Genomic DNA, 19042 nt, shown 5'->3' on the forward strand with positions numbered 1-19042 from the left:
GCGTGCCCCTCACCACAGAGCCGACCGAGTCGCAGCACCGCCGCCGCGCCGAGCGCACGCCGTACGTGGACCTCACGCGCGCCGAGTGGAGCGCCCTGCGGGAGAAGACACCGCTGCCGCTGACCGCCGAGGAGGTCGAGCGGCTGCGCGGCCTGGGCGACGTGATCGACCTGGACGAGGTGCGCGACGTCTACCTGCCGCTGTCCCGGCTGCTCAACCTGTACGTGGGCGCCACCAGCAATCTGCGCGGCGCGCTGAACACCTTCCTCGGCGACGCGGGCGGCGGCCACGGCGCGCAGCCCGGCACGCCGTTCGTCATAGGCGTCGCGGGCAGCGTGGCGGTCGGCAAGTCCACCACCGCGCGCCTCCTCCAGGCGCTGCTGGCGCGCTGGCCGGAGCACCCGCGCGTCGAGCTGGTCACCACCGACGGCTTCCTGTTCCCCAACGCCGAGCTGCACCGCCGCGGCCTGATGTCGCGCAAGGGCTTCCCCGAGTCGTACGACCGCCGGGCGCTGACCCGCTTCGTCGCCGATGTGAAGTCCGGCAAGTCCGAGGTCAGCGCGCCCGTCTACTCGCACCTGATCTACGACATCGTGCCCGGCGAGCGGCTGACCGTGCACCGGCCCGACATCCTGATCGTCGAGGGCCTCAACGTCCTGCAGCCCGCGCTGCCCGGCAAGGACGGCCGCACCCGGCTCGGCCTCGCCGACTTCTTCGACTTCTCGGTGTACGTGGACGCCCGTACCGAGGACATCGAGCAGTGGTACCTGGGCCGCTTCCGCAAGCTGCGCGACACCGCGTTCCAGAACCCGTTCTCGTACTTCCGGAAGTACACCCAGGTTTCCGAGGAGGAAGCCCTCGACTACGCGCGCATGATCTGGCGCACCGTCAACAAGCCCAACCTGGAACAGAACGTCGCGCCGACCCGCGGCCGCGCCAACCTCGTCCTGCGCAAGGGCCCCGATCACAAGGTGCAGCGGCTGTCGCTGCGCAAGCTCTGACGCGGCCCGCCGTCGTCGCGCCACCCCGAGGAGTACGCACGTGCTGCACCTGCGCCTGATCGTCCCCGCCGACCGTACGGACGACGTCGTACGCCTCGTGGAAGGCACGGTCGGCACCACCCACCTCGCCGTCCTGACCGGCGCCGCGCGCGAGCCGCGGGGCGATGTGGTCCTGTGCGACGTGGCCCGCGAGGCCGGTGACGGCCTGCTGCACGATCTGCGGGCGCTCGGCATCGACCGGGACGGCGCGATCGCCGTCGAGAACATCGACCTGTCGCTGTCCACCCGCGCGGACAAGGCGGAGAAGGACGCGCCCGGCGAGGGCGTGGACGCCGTGCTGTGGGAGTCGCTGGCCGACGCCACCCACGAGGAGTCCACGCTCTCCGTCACCTATCTGGCGTTCCTGACGCTCGCCACGATGATCGCGGCCTGTGGCGTGGTGCTGGACAACGCGATCCTGATCGTCGGCGCGATGGCCGTCGGCCCGGAGTTCGGCCCGCTGGCCGGCATCTGTACGGCCCTGGTGCGCCGCGCGCCCCGGCTGGCCTGGCGCTCGCTGCTGGCACTCGTCGTGGGCTTCGCGGTGGCGATGGCACTGACGGTGGGGTTCAGCCTGTTCATGGACGCGGTGGGGCTCTTCGACGCCACGGCGCTGACGGCCGAGCGCCCGAACACGGGCTTCATCTACCGGCCGGACTGGTTCTCGTTCGTCGTCGCCGTCCTCGCCGGGATCGCCGGGGTCCTCTCCCTGACCTCGGCGAAGTCCGGCGCCCTGGTCGGCGTGGCGATCTCGGTCACCACCGTCCCGGCCGCCGCGAACGCCGCCGTCGCCTTCGGCTACAACGCGTACAAGCAGGCCTGGGGCTCCACGGAACAGCTCCTGCTGAACCTGGCCGGCATAGTCGTCGCGGGCACGCTGACGCTGCTGGCCCAGAAGTTCTTCTGGGCCAGCAGGAAGCGCGTACGCGACTAGGGACTAGCCCAGCGCCGACTTCACGACATCCGCCAGGCGGCCGGCCACGGCCCCCGCCTGCTCGATGTCGGCGGCCTCGACCATGACCCGCACCAGCGGCTCGGTGCCGGAGGGGCGCAGCAGCACCCGGCCGGTGGCGCCCAGCTCCTTCTCGGCCTCGGCGACCGCGGTGGTCAGCTCCGGCGAGGTGCCGACGCGCGTCTTGTCCACGTCCGGGACGTTCACCAGCACCTGCGGCAGCCGCTCCATGACGCGGACCAGCTCGGCCAGCGGGCGGCCGGTCGCCGCGACGCGGGCGGCCAGCATCAGGCCGGTGAGGGTGCCGTCGCCGGTCGTGGCGTGGTCCAGCGCGATGACGTGGCCGGACTGCTCGCCGCCGAGCGCGAACCCGCCGGCCTTCATCTCCTCCAGGACGTAGCGGTCGCCGACCGCCGTCTGGACGAAGGTCAGGCCCTCACGCTCCATCGCCAGCTTGAAGCCCAGGTTGGACATGACGGTCGCCACGACGGTGTTCTTGCGCAGCGTCCCGGCCTCGCGCATCCCGAGGGCGAGGACGGCCAGGATCTGGTCGCCGTCGATCTCGTTGCCCGCGTGGTCCACCGCCAGGCAGCGGTCCGCGTCGCCGTCGTGCGCCACGCCCAGGTCGGCGCCGTGCTCGACGACGGCCGCGCGCAGGTCACCGATGTGGGTGGAACCGCAGCCGTCGTTGATGTTCAGGCCGTCGGGGTCGGTGCCGATGGTGACGACCTCGGCGCCCGCCCGCGCGAACGCCTCCGGGGAGACCCGGGAGGCCGCGCCGTGCGCACCGTCGATGACGATCTTCAGGCCGTCCAGGCGGTTGGGCAGCACGCCCACCAGGTGCGCGACGTAGTTGTCGAAGCCCTGGTCGTAGTCCTTGACCCGGCCGACACCGGCGCCGGTGGGCCGGTCCCACGGCTCACCGGAGCTGTGCGCCCGGTAGGTGCGCTCGATGCGGTCCTCCAGCTCGTCGGCGAGCTTGTGGCCGCCGCGGGCGAAGAACTTGATGCCGTTGTCGGGCATCGGGTTGTGGCTGGCGGAGAGCATCACGCCCAGGTCCGCGCCGAGCGACCCGGTCAGGTACGCCACGGCCGGGGTCGGCAGCACGCCCACCCGCAGGACGTCCACGCCCGCACTGGCCAGGCCCGCGACGACGGCGGCTTCCAGGAACTCCCCCGAGGCCCGCGGATCGCGCCCGACCACGGCCACCGGCCGATGGCCCTCAAAAGAGCCCGCCTCCGCGAGCACGTGCGCCGCCGCGACCGAGAGACCGAGCGCCAGCTCGGCCGTCAGATCGGCGTTGGCGACACCGCGCACACCGTCCGTGCCGAAGAGTCGTCCCACTGGTGTCCTCCGAGTTGATGTACGTGGACCAGAGCATTGCGTCCAGGTATACGCCGCTGGTCCGGGATAGCCGAACGCCCCGGCAGCACGGATGGTGCCACCGGGGCGTTCGCCAAGAGCCGCGCGAGCAGCCAAGCGGCAATTAGCGCTTGCTGTACTGCGGCGCCTTGCGGGCCTTCTTCAGACCGGCCTTCTTGCGCTCGACCGCACGGTCGTCGCGCTTGAGGAAGCCGGCCTTCTTCAGCGGGCCGCGGTTGTTGTCCTCGTCCGCCTCGTTCAGCGCACGGGCCACGCCCAGGCGCAGCGCACCGGCCTGGCCGGAGATGCCGCCACCGGCGATGCGGGCGACCACGTCGTAGCGGTTGTCGAGTTCGAGCACCTTGAAGGGCTCGTTGACTTCCTGCTGGTGCACCTTGTTCGGGAAGTAGCCCTCAAGGGTGCGGCCGTTGATCTTCCACTGGCCGGTGCCCGGGATGATCCGGACGCGGGCGATGGCGTTCTTGCGACGGCCCAGGCCGGCGGCCGGCTGCGGGTCGCCGAAGCGCGAGGCGAGGGACTCGGAGGTGTACTCACCCTCCAGCGGAACCTCGGTCTCGGTCGTGTACTCCTCGACCTCTACCTCTTCGAGCGGGGTCTCGGCGGTGGTCTCAGCCACGATTCTCCTCAGATTCTCTTCGTCTTAGGGGGTGGCCGGACTTACTGCGCGACCTGGGTGATCTCGAACGGGACCGGCTGCTGGGCAGCGTGCGGGTGCTCGGCGCCCGCGTAGACCTTCAGCTTCGAGAGCATCTGACGGCCCAGGGTGTTCTTGGGGAGCATGCCCTTGATGGCCTTCTCGACGGCCTTCTCGGGGTTCTTCTCCAGCAGGTCCTCGTAACGGACCGCACGGAGACCGCCCGGGAAACCGGAGTGGCGGTAGGCCATCTTCTGGATGCGCTTGTTACCGGACAGGTGCACCTTGTCGGCGTTGATGATGACGACGAAGTCGCCGGTGTCGACGTGCGGCGCGTACACCGGCTTGTGCTTACCCCGCAGGAGGGAAGCGGCCTGGGAGGCCAGACGGCCCAGGACGACGTCCTGGGCGTCGATGATGTGCCACTGGCGCTGGACATCGCCGGGCTTGGGGCTGAACGTACGCACGGTTAGCCTTCGCTTCTTCAGTGAATAGGGTCCTGTACTGGCCACCACGGCCGATCGCCAGCGCTGGCGGCACCACGGGTGACGCAACCCGGGTTCCTGCCGCTGGTCATCGGCCCGATGAGCCGGCGTAAGGGCCCCTCACGTGAGATAGAGCAAGCCAATACGCATAACGAACTGGCAGAATACCGGGCCGCCCCCAGCCGGGTCAAAACACGTCCCGAACCGGCGTGCGATCCGTACTCTCGGGGCCCACTGGCATGGTAGCCACCGCCCGCAGCACCCGCGGCCGGACGCATGTCCATGCCATCACGGCCGCGACGGTCCACAGCATCGCCGCGTCCCGGAAGGCCCGCCGGTGCAGCGCCTCCAGATGCGGCCAGACCAGCCCGCTGACCTGCGGTACGAGGGCGATCCAGAACCAGACCGTACGGGCCGCCGAGCCCGGCAGGGCCACGGAGGCCACCAGCGGCGGCAGCACCACCAGCAGATAGTGGTCGAAGGACGGCCGGGACACCAGGAAGGCCGCGAGCATCAGCGTCGCGGCGGTCTCGGCGAGCCGCAGCGGGCCCTCGTCACCGCGCCGCCAGCGCGCCCACGCACATCCGGCCCCGGCCACCGCCGCCACCGCGGCGACCCCGTACGCCGCGGTCTCCGGCACCCCCAGCCGGGTGAGGATCATCCCGAGCGAGGCGTCGAAGGGCCGCGCGAAGCTGTCCTGGCCGCGCAGCAGGAACGGCAGCGTACGGGTGAAGAACATGCCGGGGCGCGGCATCACCAGGGCCGCCAGCGCGGACGCCGCGACGGGCACCGCCACCGCCACCGCGAGGGCCCGCCACCGCCGCGCCAGCACCAGCAGCAGGAGCAGCGGCGCGAGCAGCGGCTTGAGGGCCAGCGCGAGCCCGAGGACCGCGCCCGCGGCCACCCACCGGGAGCGCAGCGCCAGGAGCAGCACCAGCGGCAGCGCCACCACGGAGGCCAGCGTCCAGTTCCCGATGTTGACCACATTGCGGAACGGCTCGAAGAACGCCAGGGCCGCCACCCCGAGCGCCGCCAGCCTGCTCCGTACGGGCACCCGGAAGATCCGCAGCGAGACCAGCCAGCCCAGCACCACCGCCCCCACACCCGCCACCGGCACCAGCAGCCGCAGCTTCCCTGCGGACAGCAGCGCCTCGGGCACCGCGGCCAGCACCGCGCTCGGCAGGTACAGGAACCGCTTGTCGGCGTACGGGGCGTCGCCGTCCAGCAGCGCCCGCGCCGCCTTGACGACGAAGTCGTTGTCCATGCCGACGGTGGGGCTGTGCCGGTGGACGTTGAAGATCACCGCGCCCATCAGCACGGCGGCCACCGCCCACAGGGGCCAGGGGGCCCGCCTGAGCAGCCAGCCGACGGCCGGGGAGCCCGAGGTCCCGGCCGCGTCCGCCACCTCCCCAGCGCCCGCTATGCCCGTTTTCTCCGCGCTCATGCGTCCATCTAAGAGGCGCCGCTACGGGCTCACCACCGGACGGGCTCCAGCGGAGCGTCAGCGCTTCCGCTCCACCCTCCGCTCGTCCCACACCGGCTCCCCCGTCTCCCGCACCCGCCCGTCCGAGCCGAAGACCAGGTACCGGTCGAAGGACCGCGCGAACCAGCGGTCGTGCGTCACCGCCAGCACCGTGCCCTCGTACGCCTCCAGCCCCTCCTGAAGCGCCTCGGCACTCTCCAGGTCGAGGTTGTCGGTCGGCTCGTCCAGCAGCAGGGCGGTCGTCCCCGACAGCTCCAGCAGCAGGATCTGGAAACGCGCCTGCTGGCCGCCCGACAGACGGTCGAAGCGCTGCTCGGCCTGCCGCTCCAGCTCGTACCGGCGCAGCGCGCTCATCGCCTTGCCCCGGTCCTTGGCGTGTTCCGTCCACAGAATGTCCAGAAGGGTGCGCCCCTCCAGCTCCGGATGAGCGTGCGTCTGCGCGAAATGACCGGGTACGACGCGGGCGCCCAGCTTCCACGTACCCGTGTGCGCGACTGGGTTCTCGGGGTCTCCCGCCAGCAGCCGCAGGAAGTGCGACTTGCCCGAGCCGTTGGACCCCAGCACCGCGACCCGCTCCCCGTAGAAGACCTCCAGGTCGAACGGCTTCATCAGCCCGGTCAGCTCAAGGTTCTCGCAGGTCACGGCACGTACGCCGGTACGGCCGCCGCGCAGCCGCATCGTGATGTCCTGCTCGCGCGGCGGCTCCTGCGGCGGGCCCGCCTCCTCGAACTTCCGCAGCCGCGTCCTGGCCGCCTGGAGCCGGGAGGCCATGTCGGAGTTGAAGGCGGCCTTCTGCTTGTACATGTGCACGAGCTGCTTCAGCTTGGCGTGGTCCTCGTCCCAGCGCCGCCGCAGCTCCTCGAAGCGCGCGAAGCGCTCCTTGCGGGCCTCGTGGTACGTACCGAAGCCGCCGCCGTGCACCCACACGTCCGACCCGGCCGGTCCCGGCTCCACACTCACGATCTTGTCGGCGGCGCGCGCCAGCAGTTCCCGGTCGTGGCTGACGAAGAGCACCGTCTTCTTCGTCTCGCGCAGCCGCTCCTCCAGCCAGCGCTTGGCCGGAACGTCCAGGTAGTTGTCCGGTTCGTCCAGCAGCAGCACCTCGTCGGTGCCGCGCAAGAGCGACTCCAGCACCAGCCGCTTCTGCTCGCCGCCGCTGAGCGTGCGCACCTGCCGCCACTGCGCCTTCTCGTACGGCACGCCCAGTGCGGCCATGGTGCACATGTCCCAGAGCGTCTCGGCCTCGTACCCGCGCGCCTCGGCCCAGTCGCTGAGCGCCTGCGCGTACGCCATCTGCGCGGCTTCGTCATCGACGGTCATGACGGCGTGCTCGGCGGCGTCCACGGCCGCCGCCGCTTCCCGTAGACGCGGCTGCGCCACCGAGACCAGGAGATCCCGTACGGTCCGTTCGTCTCTCACCGACCCCACGAACTGCGGCATCACCCCCAGCCCGCCACTCACCGTCACCGCGCCCCCGTGCGGCTGGAGCTCCCCCGAGATCAGCCGCAGCAGCGTCGTCTTGCCCGCGCCGTTGGCGCCGACCAGCGCCACCGAGGCGCCCTCACCGACCCGGAAGGAGACGTCCCCCAACAGGACCCGCCCGTCCGGCAGGTAGTACTCCAGATGCCCGGCCTCCACGTGTCCCATGGCCCGGATTCTCGCCGCCCGCCCCGCGTTCCACCAACCGGTTTAGGATGCGCGGCATGAGCTTTGGGCATGGTGGGCCGTTCGGGCCCGGGGGACCGGACTCCTCGACTCCTGACTGGGAGGCGCTCGCCGACGAGAGCGAGTCACGCAACAAGCGCCGCCGCTGGCTGTACATCGGCGGCGGCGCCCTCGCGACCGTGGCCGTGGCGGGCATCGTCGCCACCGCCGTGATCACCAGCAACAAGGGCGGCAAGGACCTGCCGCACGCCCAGAAGCTGCCGGACGAGCCCGACGAGCCCAAACCGTCCTTCTCCGAGGTGCACGTCCCGCCGCCGCCGAACCCGCGGGACTACATCACCGACCCCAAGAAGGACACCGCGGCGCTCACCCCCGACACCCTCTTCCCCGAGAAGAGCATGGTGATCGACAAGCGGTCCTACCCCCGGGTGACCACCGCCGCCACCGACGACTGCACGGCCGGCACGCACGGCGCGCTCGGCTCGGTGCTCAAGCACAACGGCTGCCAGAAGCTGCTGCGCGCCACGTACTCCAAGGACGGCGTCGCGGTCACCGTCGGCGTCGCGGTCTTCGACTCCAAGGCCGCCGCCTTCAAGGTCAAGGACGCCAACAAGCCCAGCCTCGCGCCGCTGGCCGGCGGCGGTGTCGGCACCTTCTGCGAAGGCACGGCGTGCACGATGTACACCAACGCCACCGGCCGCTACGCCTACTTCACCATCGCCGGCAACCTCGACCGCTCGGCCGTCACCAAGGCGTCCACGAAGGCCCTGCAGATCGGCCGGGACGGCGGCCAGTACGCGTACAACCGCATCTGGCAGCGCGGCACGGACCAGGCGGCCAAGGCCGCCCGCGCCCAGTCCTGACCAGGCCCGCGGGGCGGCTCAGCAGCAGCCGCCCCCGGGCAGGCTCCGCTTGTTGCGCGCCTCCTTGTTACGGGCCATGAGCAGGTCGTCCGCCGGATAGCCGACCTCCTCCAAGGTCAGCCCGTGCGGCCGTACGACGTGCACCGCCGAGTCCCGCACCCCGGCCGCCAGCACCTTCCCCGGCCACTCCACCGGCCGGTGCCCGTCCCCCACGAACAGCAGCGCGCCCACCAGCGAGCGCACCATGTTGTGGCAGAAGGCGTCCGCCTTCACGGTCGCGGTGATGATCCCGTCCGCGTCCCGCACCCAGCTCAGCTCCTGGAGCGTACGGATCGTCGTCGCCCCCTCACGCCGCTTGCAGTACGCGGCGAAGTCGTGCTCCCCCAGCAGCGCCTGCGACGCCTGGTTCATCGCGTCGACGTCCAGGTCCCAGTCGTGCCACAGCACGTGGCCGCGCAGCAGCGGATCGACACCGCCCGGGTGATCCGTCACCCGGTAGGCGTACCGCCGCCAGATCGCCGAGAACCGCGCGTTGAACCCGTACGGCGCCTCGGCGGCCCGCCACACCCGTACGTCCTTCGGCAGCCGCCCGGCCAGCCGCCGCAGCAGCTTGTCCGCGTGCTCGGCCCACAGCTCCGCCGGCAGGTCCACATGCGCCACCTGCCCGCGCGCGTGCACCCCGGCGTCCGTCCGCCCCGCCACGGTCAGCTCGTACGTCTCGGCCGACCGCGTCACCGTCCGCAGCGCGGTCTCCAGCTCCTCCTGGACCGTGCGCCGCGCCCGCTGCTTCGCCCAGCCGGAGAAGTCCTTGCCGTCGTACGAAAGGTCCAGCCGCACCCGTACGAACCCGGGCTCCACTTCATCGCTCACGCGTGCATCCTCTCAAGCGGAACGGGCCCGCTCCCCTGAGGGGAGCGGGCCCGTCCTAGGTCCTGTCGTCACATTCCCGTTGTCCGCCCGAAGGGCGGGCCGCGCGGCGTCTGGTGCGTGCGATCGCAAGGCGCCGGGGCGCCCTCGTAGCGGAGCTACGCGGGCGTTTCGGCAACGCAGCGAGCGTGCGTGCCAGGCGTCGCGCGGCAGGCGGGAATGTGACGACAGGGCCTACGGCCTGTGTCAGGCTCAGGCGTCCTTGGACTCCTCGGCCGGGGCCTCGGCGGCCTCGCCCTTGGTGTCCTCGGCCTTGGCGGCCTCGTCGGACTCCTTCACCGCGCGCTTGGTCGCGGCCTCGGCCTCGGCAACGGTGGCCTTCTTGGCGATCTCGCCCTCGACCAGCTCGATGACCGCCATCGGGGCGTTGTCGCCACGACGGTTGCCGATCTTGGTGATACGGGTGTAGCCACCCGGGCGCTCCTCGAAGCGCGGGGCGATCTCCGTGAAGAGCGTGTGCACGACGCTCTTGTCCGAGATCAGCTGCATGACCTGGCGGCGGTTGTGAAGGTCACCCTTCTTCGCCTTGGTCACCAGACGCTCGGCGTACGGACGCAGACGACGGGCCTTGGCCTCGGTCGTCGTGATGCGGCCGTGCTCGAACAGCGCGGTGGCCAGGTTGCGCAGCATGAGACGCTCGTGCGCTGCGCTGCCGCCCAGACGGGCACCCTTGGCGGGCTTCGGCATGGTATTTCTCCTTCATTGCTGCACCGGCCGTATCAGGTACCGGTGTCAGTTCCCGCGGGGCGGACGCCCCGCGGAAGATTGCGCGAGCCCTTGGGCTCAGTACTGCTCGGTCTCCACGAAACCGGCGTCCGCGTCGTCGTCGGCGCCGAAGGCGTCGGCGGCGGCGGTCGGGTCGAACCCGGGGGGCGAGTCCTTCAGCGCCAGGCCCATACCGGCCAGCTTCGCCTTGACCTCGTCGATCGACTTCGCACCGAAGTTGCGGATGTCGAGCAGGTCCGCCTCGGAGCGGGCCACCAGCTCGCCCACCGAGTGGATGCCCTCGCGCTTGAGGCAGTTGTACGACCGAACGGTGAGCTCCAGCTCCTCGATCGGCAGCGCCAGGTCGGCCGCCAGGGCGGCGTCCGTCGGCGACGGGCCCATGTCGATGCCCTCGGCGTCGATGTTGAGCTCGCGCGCCAGGCCGAACAGCTCGACCAGGGTCTTGCCCGCGGAGGCCATGGCGTCACGGGGACGCATCGCCTGCTTGGTCTCGACGTCGACGATCAGCTTGTCGAAGTCGGTGCGCTGCTCGACACGGGTCGCCTCGACCTTGTAGGTGACCTTGAGGACCGGCGAGTAGATGGAGTCGACCGGAATGCGGCCGATCTCCTGGCCGACCTGCTTGTTCTGCACGGCGGAGACGTAGCCGCGACCGCGCTCGACGGTCAGCTCCATCTCCAGCTTGCCCTTGCCGTTGAGCGTGGCGAGGACCAGGTCGGGGTTGTGCACCTCGACACCGGCCGGCGGGGCGATGTCCGCGGCGGTGACCAGGCCGGGGCCCTGCTTGCGCAGGTACATCACGACCGGCTCGTCGTGCTCCGAGGAGACGACCAGCTGCTTGATGTTCAGGATGAGGTCGGTGACGTCCTCCTTGACGCCCGGCACGGTGGTGAACTCGTGCAGGACACCGTCGATGCGGATGGACGTGACCGCCGCACCCGGGATCGAGGAGAGGAGCGTACGACGCAGGGAGTTGCCGAGGGTGTAGCCGAAGCCCGGCTCCAGCGGCTCGATCACGAACCGGGAGCGGTATTCGTCGACGACCTCTTCGGTCAGCGAGGGACGCTGAGCGATCAGCATGAGGTGTTTCGCCTTCCAGTCATGGCACCCGCTATTTGATGCCAGCTGCGCCGGACGGTGGCCCGGCGGTTTCTACAAGGGTACGGGCGGCACGGCGCGGCTCCCAGGAGTCGCGGCGTACCGCCCGAAAAGTGCCCGGTGCCGGGCCGCGCCGGAGCGCGGACCGACAGGCTGCGGCCGTCGAGCGACCGCGCGACGTCAGACGCGACGACGCTTGGGGGGACGGCAGCCGTTGTGCGGCGTGGGGGTGACGTCCTGGATCGAGCCGACCTCAAGGCCGGTGGCCTGGAGGGAGCGGATCGCGGTCTCACGGCCGGAGCCGGGACCCTTGACGAAGACGTCGACCTTGCGCATGCCGTGCTCCTGCGCGCGGCGGGCGGCCGACTCGGCAGCCATCTGCGCGGCGAACGGCGTGGACTTGCGCGAGCCCTTGAAGCCCACGTGGCCCGCCGAGGCCCAGGAGATCACGTTGCCCGTGGGGTCGGTGATCGAGACGATGGTGTTGTTGAACGTGCTCTTGATGTGAGCGTGCCCGTGGGCGACGTTCTTCTTCTCCTTGCGGCGCACCTTCTTGGCGCCGGCCGTACGGCCCTTCGGAGGCATGTATTACTCCCGGTGGAGGTGGTCGGTCCTACAGCGAAGACCGCTGATGAGCGTCCGCTGAGGACTACTTCTTGCCCGGCTTCTTCTTGCCGGCGATCGCGCGACGCGGACCCTTGCGGGTACGGGCGTTCGTGCTGGTGCGCTGACCGTGCACCGGCAGGCCGCGGCGGTGACGCAGACCCTGGTAGCAGCCGATCTCGACCTTGCGGCGGATGTCGGCCTGGATCTCGCGACGGAGGTCACCCTCGGTCTTGAGGTTGTTGTCCACGTACTCGCGGATCTTGACCAGGTCTTCCTCGGCCAGGTCGCGAACGCGGGTGTCCGGGTTCACGCCGATGGCGGCGAGGGTCTGCTGCGACAGGGTGCGCCCGATGCCGAAGACGTAGGTGAGGGCGACCTCGACGCGCTTGTCGCGCGGGAGATCAACGCCTGCGAGGCGTGCCATTTATTGGCTCCTGAGGTATTCGGAGGTCTTCCGCAGCACCGTTCCCGTAAGACTCTTCGGAATTACGAGCCGGGTCCCCGGCCTCCGAGCCGGGGGTGTCGTCCCCGCGCGACGAACGCGAGGGGTCGGGTGTCTGCGTATGTACGTATTGCTGTGCGTTTGCGTCGCGCGAAGAAACTGCGAAATGCAGAGAGGTCGGCGTGCGTCAGCCCTGGCGCTGCTTGTGGCGCAGGTTGTCGCAGATCACCATGACCCGGCCGTGGCGGCGGATCACCTTGCACTTGTCGCAGATCTTCTTGACGCTCGGCTTGACCTTCATGGGATGTGAGGTTCTCCGGGTCAGTGCCGCCACCCCACGGGAGGGGGCGTCGACAAGATCTACTTGTAGCGGTAGACGATCCGGCCACGCGTCAGGTCGTACGGAGAAAGCTCCACGACGACCCGGTCATCCGGGAGGATACGGATGTAGTGCATCCGCATCTTGCCGCTGATGTGCGCGAGGACCTTGTGACCGTTCTGAAGCTCCACCTTGAACATCGCGTTCGGGAGGGACTCGATCACGGTGCCCTCGATCTCGATGGCACCTTGCTTCTTGGCCACGCTTCGCCCTTCGAATCGGCTACCTTGATCGACTTCGTACGGATGCGTACCCGGTAAACAGGCACACGGATGCACGACAGCCGACGCGTCAGTCTACGTCAGCGTTCCCGAAAAGACGAATCCACGATTATTGCCCACGCTCTGTGATCGTTACGCCTCGGGGTCGGCCGGGTGCCGCACGCCGTACGCGGAAAAACTCAGGCCAGCGGGTCCGGCGCGGCCTCGATGCCCAGCTCGGCCAGCTTCGCCTTGCCGCCGTCCGGGGCGGTCAGCACCAGCGGGCCCTCTTCGGTCAGCGCGACGGAGTGCTCCCAGTGCGAGGACCAGCCGCCGTCGTTCGACTTGACCGTCCAGTCGTCCGCCAGGACGTGGGTCTTGGCCGTGCCCAGGTTGACCATGGGCTCGATGGCGATGCAGAAGCCCGGCACCAGCTTCGGGCCGCGGCCGCGCTTGCGGTCGACGTAGTTCAGCAGGTGCGGGTCCATGTGCATCTCCGAGCCGATGCCGTGGCCGCCGTAGTCCTCGACGATGCCGTACTTGCCGTTCGACGGGCGCGGCTGGCGGCGGATGTAGCCCTCGATGGCCTTGGAGATGTCGACCAGGCGGTTGCCCTTGCGGACGGCCGCGATGCCGGCCCACATGGACTCCTCGGTGACCCGGCTCAGCTCGATCAGCTCCGCGGAGTGACCGGAGCCCACGAAGGCGGTGTACGCCGCGTCGCCGTGCCAGCCGTCGATGATCGCGCCGCAGTCGATGGAGATGATGTCGCCGTCCGCGAGCACCGTCTCGGTGTCCGGGATGCCGTGGACGACGACGTCGTTGACCGACGTGCAGATCGTCGCGGGGAAGCCGCCGTACCCGAGGAAGTTCGACTTGGCGCCGTGCTCGGCCAGCACCTTGCGCGCCGCGTCGTCCAGGTCCTTGGTGGTGGCGCCGGGCACCGCCACCTCCCGGGTGGCCGCGTGGATGGCGGCGACCACCAGCCCCGCCTCGCGCATCTTCGCGATCTGCTCGGGGGTCTTGATCTCCACCATGCTGGCTTACGCCTTCCTCAAACCGACTACTACGACGCTGGGGCGGCCCGCGGCCGCCCCATACACGATACGGCCGCGGTCCCGTCCCCGGGCACCGCGGCCGTATGCGCTGATCTTCGAGAAGCTACTCGCCCTTGCCGAGCGCGGCCATCGCGCGCCGGGTGACCTCGTCCACCTTGCCCAGGGCCGGGATCGTGACGACCAGGTCCTGCGCCTTGTAGTGGTCGATGATCGGCTCGGTCTCCGTGTGGTAGACCTCCAGCCGCTTGCGGACGGTCGCCTCGCGGTCGTCCTCGCGCTGGTAGAGGTCGCCGCCGCAGATGTCGCAGACGCCCTCGGTCTTCGGCTTGTGGTAGTCCACGTGGAAGACATGGCTGCTGTCGTTGCGGCAGATCCGGCGGCCGGCGATCCGCTTGACCACCTCGTCCTCGGGGACCTCCAGGTCCAGGACGGCGTCCAGCTTCACGCCCTTGTCCTTGAGGTAGCCGTCCAGCGCCTCGGCCTGGCCCAGGTTGCGCGGGAAGCCGTCCAGCAGGAAGCCCTGCCCCGCGTCGTCCTGGTCGAGCCGGTCCTCGGCCATCGCGATCGTCACCGAGTCGGGCACCAGGTTGCCCGCGTCCATGTAGGACTTCGCCTCTTTGCCCAGGTCGGTGCCCTGGCTGATGTTGGCGCGGAACAGGTCGCCCGTGGAGATGTGCGGGATCGAGAGGTTCTTGGCCAGGTACGCGGCCTGCGTACCCTTGCCTGCCCCAGGAGGCCCGACGAGGACGATTCGCATCAGCGGAGGAACCCTTCGTAGTTGCGCTGCTGGAGCTGGCTCTCGATCTGCTTCACGGTCTCCAGACCCACACCCACGATGATCAGGATGCTCGTCCCGCCGAACGGGAAGTTCTGGTTGGCCTTGAACAGCACCAACGCCACTGTTGGCACAAGCGCGATCAGACCCAGGTACAGCGAGCCCGGCCACGTGATCCGGTTGAGCACGTAGCTGAGGTACTCGGCCGTGGGGCGACCAGCCCGGATGCCCGGGATGAAGCCACCATACTTCTTCATGTTGTCGGCAACTTCCTCGGGGTTGAAGGAGATGGCGACGTAGAAGAACGCGAAGAAGACGATCAGCAGGAAGTACGTGACGATGTAAACCGGGTGGTTGCCCTTGGTGAAGTTGGTCTCGATCCAGACCGCCCAGCCCGCCTTGGACCCGCTGAACTGGGCCACCAGCGCCGGGATGTAGAGCAGCGACGAGGCGAAGATGACGGGGATGACGCCCGCCTGGTTCACCTTGAGCGGGATGTAGGTCGAGGTGCCGCCGTACGAGCGGCGGCCGATCATCCGCTTGGCGTACTGCACGGGGATCCGCCGCTGGGCCTGCTCGACGAAGACCACCAGGGCGACCATCGCCAGGCCCACCACGATGACGGCGAAGAACTCGATCCAGCCGTCGGCCAGCTTGCCGGACATCTTGATCTGCCACAGCGAGCCGGGGAAGCCGGCCGCGATGCCGACGAACATCAGGATCGACATGCCGTTGCCGATGCCGCGGTCGGTGACCAGCTCACCGAGCCACATGACCATGGCCGTACCGGCGGTCATCGTGATGACCATGGTGATCGTGGTGAAGATCGAGTCGCTCGGCACGATCTGGCCGGCGACCGGGCAGCCCTGGAACAGCGCGCCGCTCTTGGCGGTGGCGACCAGGCCGGTGCCCTGGAGGACCGCCAGTGCGACGGTCAGGTACCGGGTGTACTGGGTGATCTTCGCCTGTCCGGACTGCCCCTCCTTCTTGAGGGCCTCCAGACGGGGAATGACCACGGTCAGCAGCTGGAGGATGATGCTTGCCGTGATGTACGGCATGATCCCCAGCGCGAAGATCGTGATCTGGAGCAGCGCACCACCGCTGAACATGTTCACCAGGCCGAAGAGACCGCCATTGGCGCCGGCCTGCTTCATGCAGGTGTCGACATTGGAGTAGTTCACCCCCGGCACCGGAACGTGCGCTCCGAGCCGGTAGACGAGCACGATGCCCAATGTGAACAGCAGCTTCTTGCGCAGGTCGGGCGTCTTGAACGCTCGGGCGAACGCGGTGAGCACGGTGCCTCCTGCGCCTCCCGCCTCTGGAGCGAGAGGTGACGGTCTAAAGGATCGACGGATACAAAGCGGCCAAAACCGCGCAGACATTAGCCCACGCGGCGGGGGCCCGGGGGAAGAACCCCCGGAAAATACAGCAACAGTGCACGCCACCTTACCGGCGACCAGGCCCCCCTTGGAACGACCGACCGGGGATGCCCCAATACGTGGGCATCCCCGGTCAGTTGATTCACCTGGCTCAGATGAGCTCGGTGACGCTGCCACCAGCAGCGGTGATCTTCTCCTTGGCGGAGCCGGAAACGGAGTCCACCGTCACCGTCAGCGCCACGGAGATCTCGCCCTGGCCCAGGACCTTGACGAGCTCGTTCTTGCGCACCGCGCCCTTGGCGACCAGGTCGGCCACCGTGACCTCGCCACCCTGCGGGTAGAGCGCGGCCAGCTTGTCCAGGTTCACGACCTGGAACTGCTTGTGGGCGGGGTTCTTGAAGCCCTTCAGCTTCGGGAGGCGCATGTGCAGCGGCATCTGGCCGCCCTCGAAGCGCTCCGGAACCTGGTAACGGGCCTTGGTGCCCTTGGTACCACGACCAGCGGTCTTACCCTTGGACGCCTCACCACGACCCACACGGGTCTTGGCGGTCTTGGCGCCCGGGGCAGGACGGAGGTTGTGGACCTTCAGCGGGTTGTTCTCCGCCATGTCAGTCGACCTCCTCGACCGTCACGAGGTGGCGGACGGTGTGCACCATGCCGCGGTACTCGGGGCGGTCCTCCTTGACAACCACGTCGTTGACCCGCTTCAGGCCAAGCGAACGCAGGGTGTCGCGGTGGTTCTGCTTGCTGCCGATGATGGACTTGGTCTGCGTGATCTTGAGCGAAGCCATTACGCGTTCACCCCGGCACGCGCCCGCAGCAGAGCGGCGGGAGCAACGTCCTCCAGCGGCAGACCACGACGGGCGGCGATCTCCTCGGGCCGCTTGAGCCCCTGGAGCGCCTCCACCGTGGCGTGCACGATGTTGATCGGGTTCGACGAACCGAGCGACTTGCTCAGCACGTCGTGGATGCCCGCGCACTCCAGGACGGCGCGCACCGGGCCACCGGCGATCACACCGGTACCGGGGGAAGCAGGCTTGAGCAGGACGACGCCCGCGGCCTTCTCGCCCTGGATCGGGTGCGGGATGGTGCCGGCGATACGGGGGACCTTGAAGAAGTGCTTCTTGGCCTCCTCAACACCCTTGGCGATGGCGGCCGGCACCTCCTTGGCCTTGCCGTAACCGACACCGACGGTGCCGTCACCATCGCCCACCACGACCAGCGCGGTGAAGCTGAAGCGACGACCACCCTTCACAACCTTGGCGACGCGGTTGATTGCGACAACCCGCTCGACGTAAGCGGTCTTCTCGGCAGCAGCGCCGCCGTCCCGCCGGTCCTTACGGTCCCGCCGCTCGCCGCCACCGGCACCGCTGCCGCGGCGCTGGGGTCCAGCCATTGGAATTACCTCTCTCTGTTACTCCCTCCGGACGCCGTCACCGGCGCTGGAGGGGCCCAGTAGCTACGGAACCGGGACTTAGAACTTCAGTCCGGCTTCGCGGGCTGCATCGGCCAGAGCGGCAATCCGCCCGGCGTACTGCTTGCCACCACGGTCGAAGACGACGGCCTCGACGCCGGCGGCCTTGGCGCGCTCGGCGACCAGGGAGCCGACCTGCTTGGCCAGGTCCGTCTTGTTGCCCTCGCCACCACGGATCGACGCGTCCAGGGTCGACGCCGACGCCAGGGTGTGACCCTTGATGTCGTCGATGACCTGGGCGGTGATACCGCGGTTGGACCGCGTCACGACCAGACGCGGACGCTCCGGCGTACCCGAAATCCGCTTGCGGATGCGGATGTGGCGACGCTTGGCGGCGGCGCGCTTGTAGGCGTCACCCTTCGCGACCTTCACACCGTATGCCATGGCTTACTTACCAGCCTTTCCGACCTTGCGGCGGATGACCTCGCCGGCGTACTTGACGCCCTTGGCCTTGTACGGGTCGGGCTTGCGCAGCTTGCGGATGTTCGCGGCGACCTCGCCGACCTTCTGCTTGTCGATGCCCTCGACGCTCAGCTTGGTCGGGGACTCGACCTTGAACGAGATGCCCTCGGGCGCCTCGACCAGGATCGGGTGGCTGTAACCGAGCGAGAACTCCAGGTTGGAGCCCTTCGCCTGGACGCGGTAACCGACACCGCTGATCTCGAGCGCCTTGGTGAATCCCTGGGTCACGCCGGTGATCATGTTCGCCACCAGCGTGCGGGACAGGCCGTGCAGGGCCTTGTTCTGACGCTCGTCGTTCGGGCGGGTGACGTTGATGACGCCGTCCTCACCCTTGGCGACCTCGATGGGCGCGGCGACGGTGTGCTGCAGGGAGCCCTTGGGACCCTTCACCGAAACCGTGCGGCCGTCGATGGTGACGTCCACACCAGCGGGAACCTGGATGGGCAGCTTGCCAATACGCGACATTAGCTATTCCTCCGTTCCCGAATTACCAGACGTAGGCGAGAACTTCTCCGCCTACGCCCTTCTTGCTGGCCTGCTGACCGGTGAGGAGACCGTGCGACGTGGAGATGATCGCCACGCCCAGGCCGCCGAGCACCTTCGGCAGGTTGGTGGACTTTGCGTAGACCCGCAGGCCCGGCTTCGAGATGCGCTTGATGCCGGCGATCGAGCGCTCGCGGTTCGGACCGAACTTCAGCTCAAGGATGAGGTTCTTGCCGACCTCGGCGTCCTCGACCTTCCAGCCGGTGATGTAACCCTCCTGCTGGAGGATCTCCGCGATGTGCGACTTGATCTTGCTGTGCGGCATCACGACGGTGTCGTGGTACGCCGAGTTCGCGTTCCGCAGACGCGTGAGCATGTCTGCGATGGGGTCAGTCATGGTCATGAATTGGCCTTCGGCCTCTCTCGCCGGGGTTTCCTGTATGCGCCATCCCTCTCCCCGATCAGGGTCGGGACGGGTGCGGCGCGGGGACCTTCGGCGTAGTAAGTCGTTCCTGGGCGGCGGGCGCC

General features: G+C 69.1%; 24 protein-coding genes. 3 read left to right on the forward strand and 21 right to left on the reverse strand.

Translation table 11 applies throughout. The features are described 5' to 3' along the window. Window positions 1-2 precede the first annotated feature (2 nt). Together coaA and IH45_RS0132710 are read left to right on the forward strand one after the other, a co-directional pair. Complete coding sequence (gene coaA, locus IH45_RS0132705; RefSeq protein WP_030589689.1) at window positions 3-1001, forward strand: type I pantothenate kinase; 999 nt, start codon at window positions 3-5, stop codon at window positions 999-1001. Between the two features lie 40 nt (window positions 1002-1041). Beyond that, window positions 1042-1974 carry a DUF389 domain-containing protein gene (locus IH45_RS0132710; RefSeq protein WP_030676981.1) on the forward strand — a complete coding sequence of 311 codons (933 nt, stop codon included), beginning with the start codon at window positions 1042-1044 and terminating at the stop codon, window positions 1972-1974. Window positions 1975-1977: 3 nt separating this feature from the next. On the opposite strand, the gene glmM is transcribed toward IH45_RS0132710, so the two are convergent. The 5 genes from glmM to IH45_RS0132735 all read right to left on the reverse strand — a co-directional run bounded on the left by glmM (window position 1978) and on the right by IH45_RS0132735 (window position 7624). Then, window positions 1978-3336 carry a phosphoglucosamine mutase gene (glmM, locus tag IH45_RS0132715; protein ID WP_030676984.1) on the reverse strand — a complete coding sequence of 453 codons (1359 nt, stop codon included), beginning with the start codon at window positions 3334-3336 and terminating at the stop codon, window positions 1978-1980. 142 nt (window positions 3337-3478) lie between these two features. Further along, a complete protein-coding gene (rpsI, locus tag IH45_RS0132720; protein WP_030676987.1) occupies window positions 3479-3991 on the reverse strand; it encodes a 30S ribosomal protein S9 in 513 nt (170 codons plus the stop codon). Between the two features lie 41 nt (window positions 3992-4032). Beyond that, on the reverse strand, window positions 4033-4476 hold the full coding sequence (gene rplM / locus IH45_RS0132725; RefSeq protein WP_004571851.1) for a 50S ribosomal protein L13: 444 nt from the start codon (window positions 4474-4476) through the stop codon (window positions 4033-4035). 205 nt (window positions 4477-4681) lie between these two features. Continuing rightward, window positions 4682-5938 carry a glycosyltransferase 87 family protein gene (locus tag IH45_RS0132730; RefSeq protein ID WP_030676990.1) on the reverse strand — a complete coding sequence of 419 codons (1257 nt, stop codon included), beginning with the start codon at window positions 5936-5938 and terminating at the stop codon, window positions 4682-4684. A gap of 57 nt (window positions 5939-5995) precedes the next feature. Next, window positions 5996-7624 (reverse strand): ABC-F family ATP-binding cassette domain-containing protein, encoded by a 1629-nt coding sequence (locus tag IH45_RS0132735; protein ID WP_030676992.1) that lies wholly within the window; start codon window positions 7622-7624, stop codon window positions 5996-5998. 56 nt (window positions 7625-7680) lie between these two features. Here IH45_RS0132735 and IH45_RS0132740 point away from each other — a divergent pair, with 56 nt between their 5' ends. Then, on the forward strand, window positions 7681-8505 hold the full coding sequence (locus IH45_RS0132740; RefSeq protein WP_030676995.1) for a hypothetical protein: 825 nt from the start codon (window positions 7681-7683) through the stop codon (window positions 8503-8505). A gap of 18 nt (window positions 8506-8523) precedes the next feature. Here the strand turns inward: IH45_RS0132740 and truA are convergent, their stop codons facing one another. The 16 genes from truA to rpsH all read right to left on the reverse strand — a co-directional run bounded on the left by truA (window position 8524) and on the right by rpsH (window position 18917). Then, window positions 8524-9375, reverse strand: coding sequence for a tRNA pseudouridine(38-40) synthase TruA (gene truA / locus IH45_RS0132745; RefSeq protein WP_030676997.1), 852 nt, complete (start codon window positions 9373-9375; stop codon window positions 8524-8526). A gap of 249 nt (window positions 9376-9624) precedes the next feature. After that, entirely contained in the window at window positions 9625-10119 is a 495-nt protein-coding gene (rplQ, locus tag IH45_RS0132750; protein WP_030677000.1) for a 50S ribosomal protein L17, read from the reverse strand. 96 nt (window positions 10120-10215) lie between these two features. Continuing rightward, window positions 10216-11238 (reverse strand): DNA-directed RNA polymerase subunit alpha, encoded by a 1023-nt coding sequence (locus IH45_RS0132755; protein WP_003956430.1) that lies wholly within the window; start codon window positions 11236-11238, stop codon window positions 10216-10218. A 198-nt stretch (window positions 11239-11436) separates the two neighbouring features. Then, window positions 11437-11841, reverse strand: a complete 405-nt coding sequence (gene rpsK, locus IH45_RS0132760) for a 30S ribosomal protein S11 (RefSeq protein WP_004571845.1) — start codon at window positions 11839-11841, stop codon at window positions 11437-11439. 64 nt (window positions 11842-11905) lie between these two features. Continuing rightward, the gene (gene rpsM / locus IH45_RS0132765) at window positions 11906-12286 is read right to left on the reverse strand and encodes a 30S ribosomal protein S13 (RefSeq protein ID WP_030677003.1); all 381 of its coding nucleotides are present in this window, start codon (window positions 12284-12286) and stop codon (window positions 11906-11908) included. A gap of 205 nt (window positions 12287-12491) precedes the next feature. Beyond that, entirely contained in the window at window positions 12492-12605 is a 114-nt protein-coding gene (gene rpmJ, locus IH45_RS0132770) for a 50S ribosomal protein L36 (protein WP_003956441.1), read from the reverse strand. A 59-nt stretch (window positions 12606-12664) separates the two neighbouring features. Then, window positions 12665-12886: a translation initiation factor IF-1 gene (infA, locus tag IH45_RS0132775; RefSeq protein ID WP_003956442.1), complete on the reverse strand. Its 222-nt coding sequence runs from the start codon at window positions 12884-12886 to the stop codon at window positions 12665-12667. Between the two features lie 197 nt (window positions 12887-13083). Beyond that, window positions 13084-13920: a type I methionyl aminopeptidase gene (gene map, locus IH45_RS0132780; protein WP_030677005.1), complete on the reverse strand. Its 837-nt coding sequence runs from the start codon at window positions 13918-13920 to the stop codon at window positions 13084-13086. A gap of 124 nt (window positions 13921-14044) precedes the next feature. After that, a complete protein-coding gene (locus IH45_RS0132785) occupies window positions 14045-14698 on the reverse strand; it encodes an adenylate kinase (protein ID WP_030677008.1) in 654 nt (217 codons plus the stop codon). Further along, a complete protein-coding gene (secY, locus tag IH45_RS0132790) occupies window positions 14698-16011 on the reverse strand; it encodes a preprotein translocase subunit SecY (RefSeq protein WP_030677011.1) in 1314 nt (437 codons plus the stop codon). Before secY ends, IH45_RS0132785 begins: the two co-directional genes overlap by 1 nt. A 235-nt stretch (window positions 16012-16246) precedes the next feature. Continuing rightward, window positions 16247-16702 (reverse strand): 50S ribosomal protein L15, encoded by a 456-nt coding sequence (gene rplO / locus IH45_RS0132795; RefSeq protein ID WP_004571840.1) that lies wholly within the window; start codon window positions 16700-16702, stop codon window positions 16247-16249. A gap of 1 nt (window position 16703) precedes the next feature. Beyond that, a complete protein-coding gene (gene rpmD / locus IH45_RS0132800) occupies window positions 16704-16886 on the reverse strand; it encodes a 50S ribosomal protein L30 (protein ID WP_004571839.1) in 183 nt (60 codons plus the stop codon). Beyond that, complete coding sequence (rpsE, locus tag IH45_RS0132805; RefSeq protein WP_030677014.1) at window positions 16886-17491, reverse strand: 30S ribosomal protein S5; 606 nt, start codon at window positions 17489-17491, stop codon at window positions 16886-16888. The genes rpmD and rpsE overlap by 1 nt, the downstream gene beginning before the upstream one ends. 78 nt (window positions 17492-17569) lie before the next feature. Continuing rightward, entirely contained in the window at window positions 17570-17953 is a 384-nt protein-coding gene (gene rplR, locus IH45_RS0132810; protein ID WP_030375637.1) for a 50S ribosomal protein L18, read from the reverse strand. A gap of 3 nt (window positions 17954-17956) precedes the next feature. Beyond that, on the reverse strand, window positions 17957-18496 hold the full coding sequence (gene rplF, locus IH45_RS0132815; RefSeq protein WP_004571836.1) for a 50S ribosomal protein L6: 540 nt from the start codon (window positions 18494-18496) through the stop codon (window positions 17957-17959). A 22-nt stretch (window positions 18497-18518) separates the two neighbouring features. Then, the gene (rpsH, locus tag IH45_RS0132820; RefSeq protein WP_004571835.1) at window positions 18519-18917 is read right to left on the reverse strand and encodes a 30S ribosomal protein S8; all 399 of its coding nucleotides are present in this window, start codon (window positions 18915-18917) and stop codon (window positions 18519-18521) included. Window positions 18918-19042: the final 125 nt, after the last annotated feature.

Source organism: Streptomyces rimosus subsp. rimosus (genome assembly GCF_000720725.1).
Taxonomy (GTDB): domain Bacteria; phylum Actinomycetota; class Actinomycetes; order Streptomycetales; family Streptomycetaceae; genus Streptomyces; species Streptomyces rimosus_A.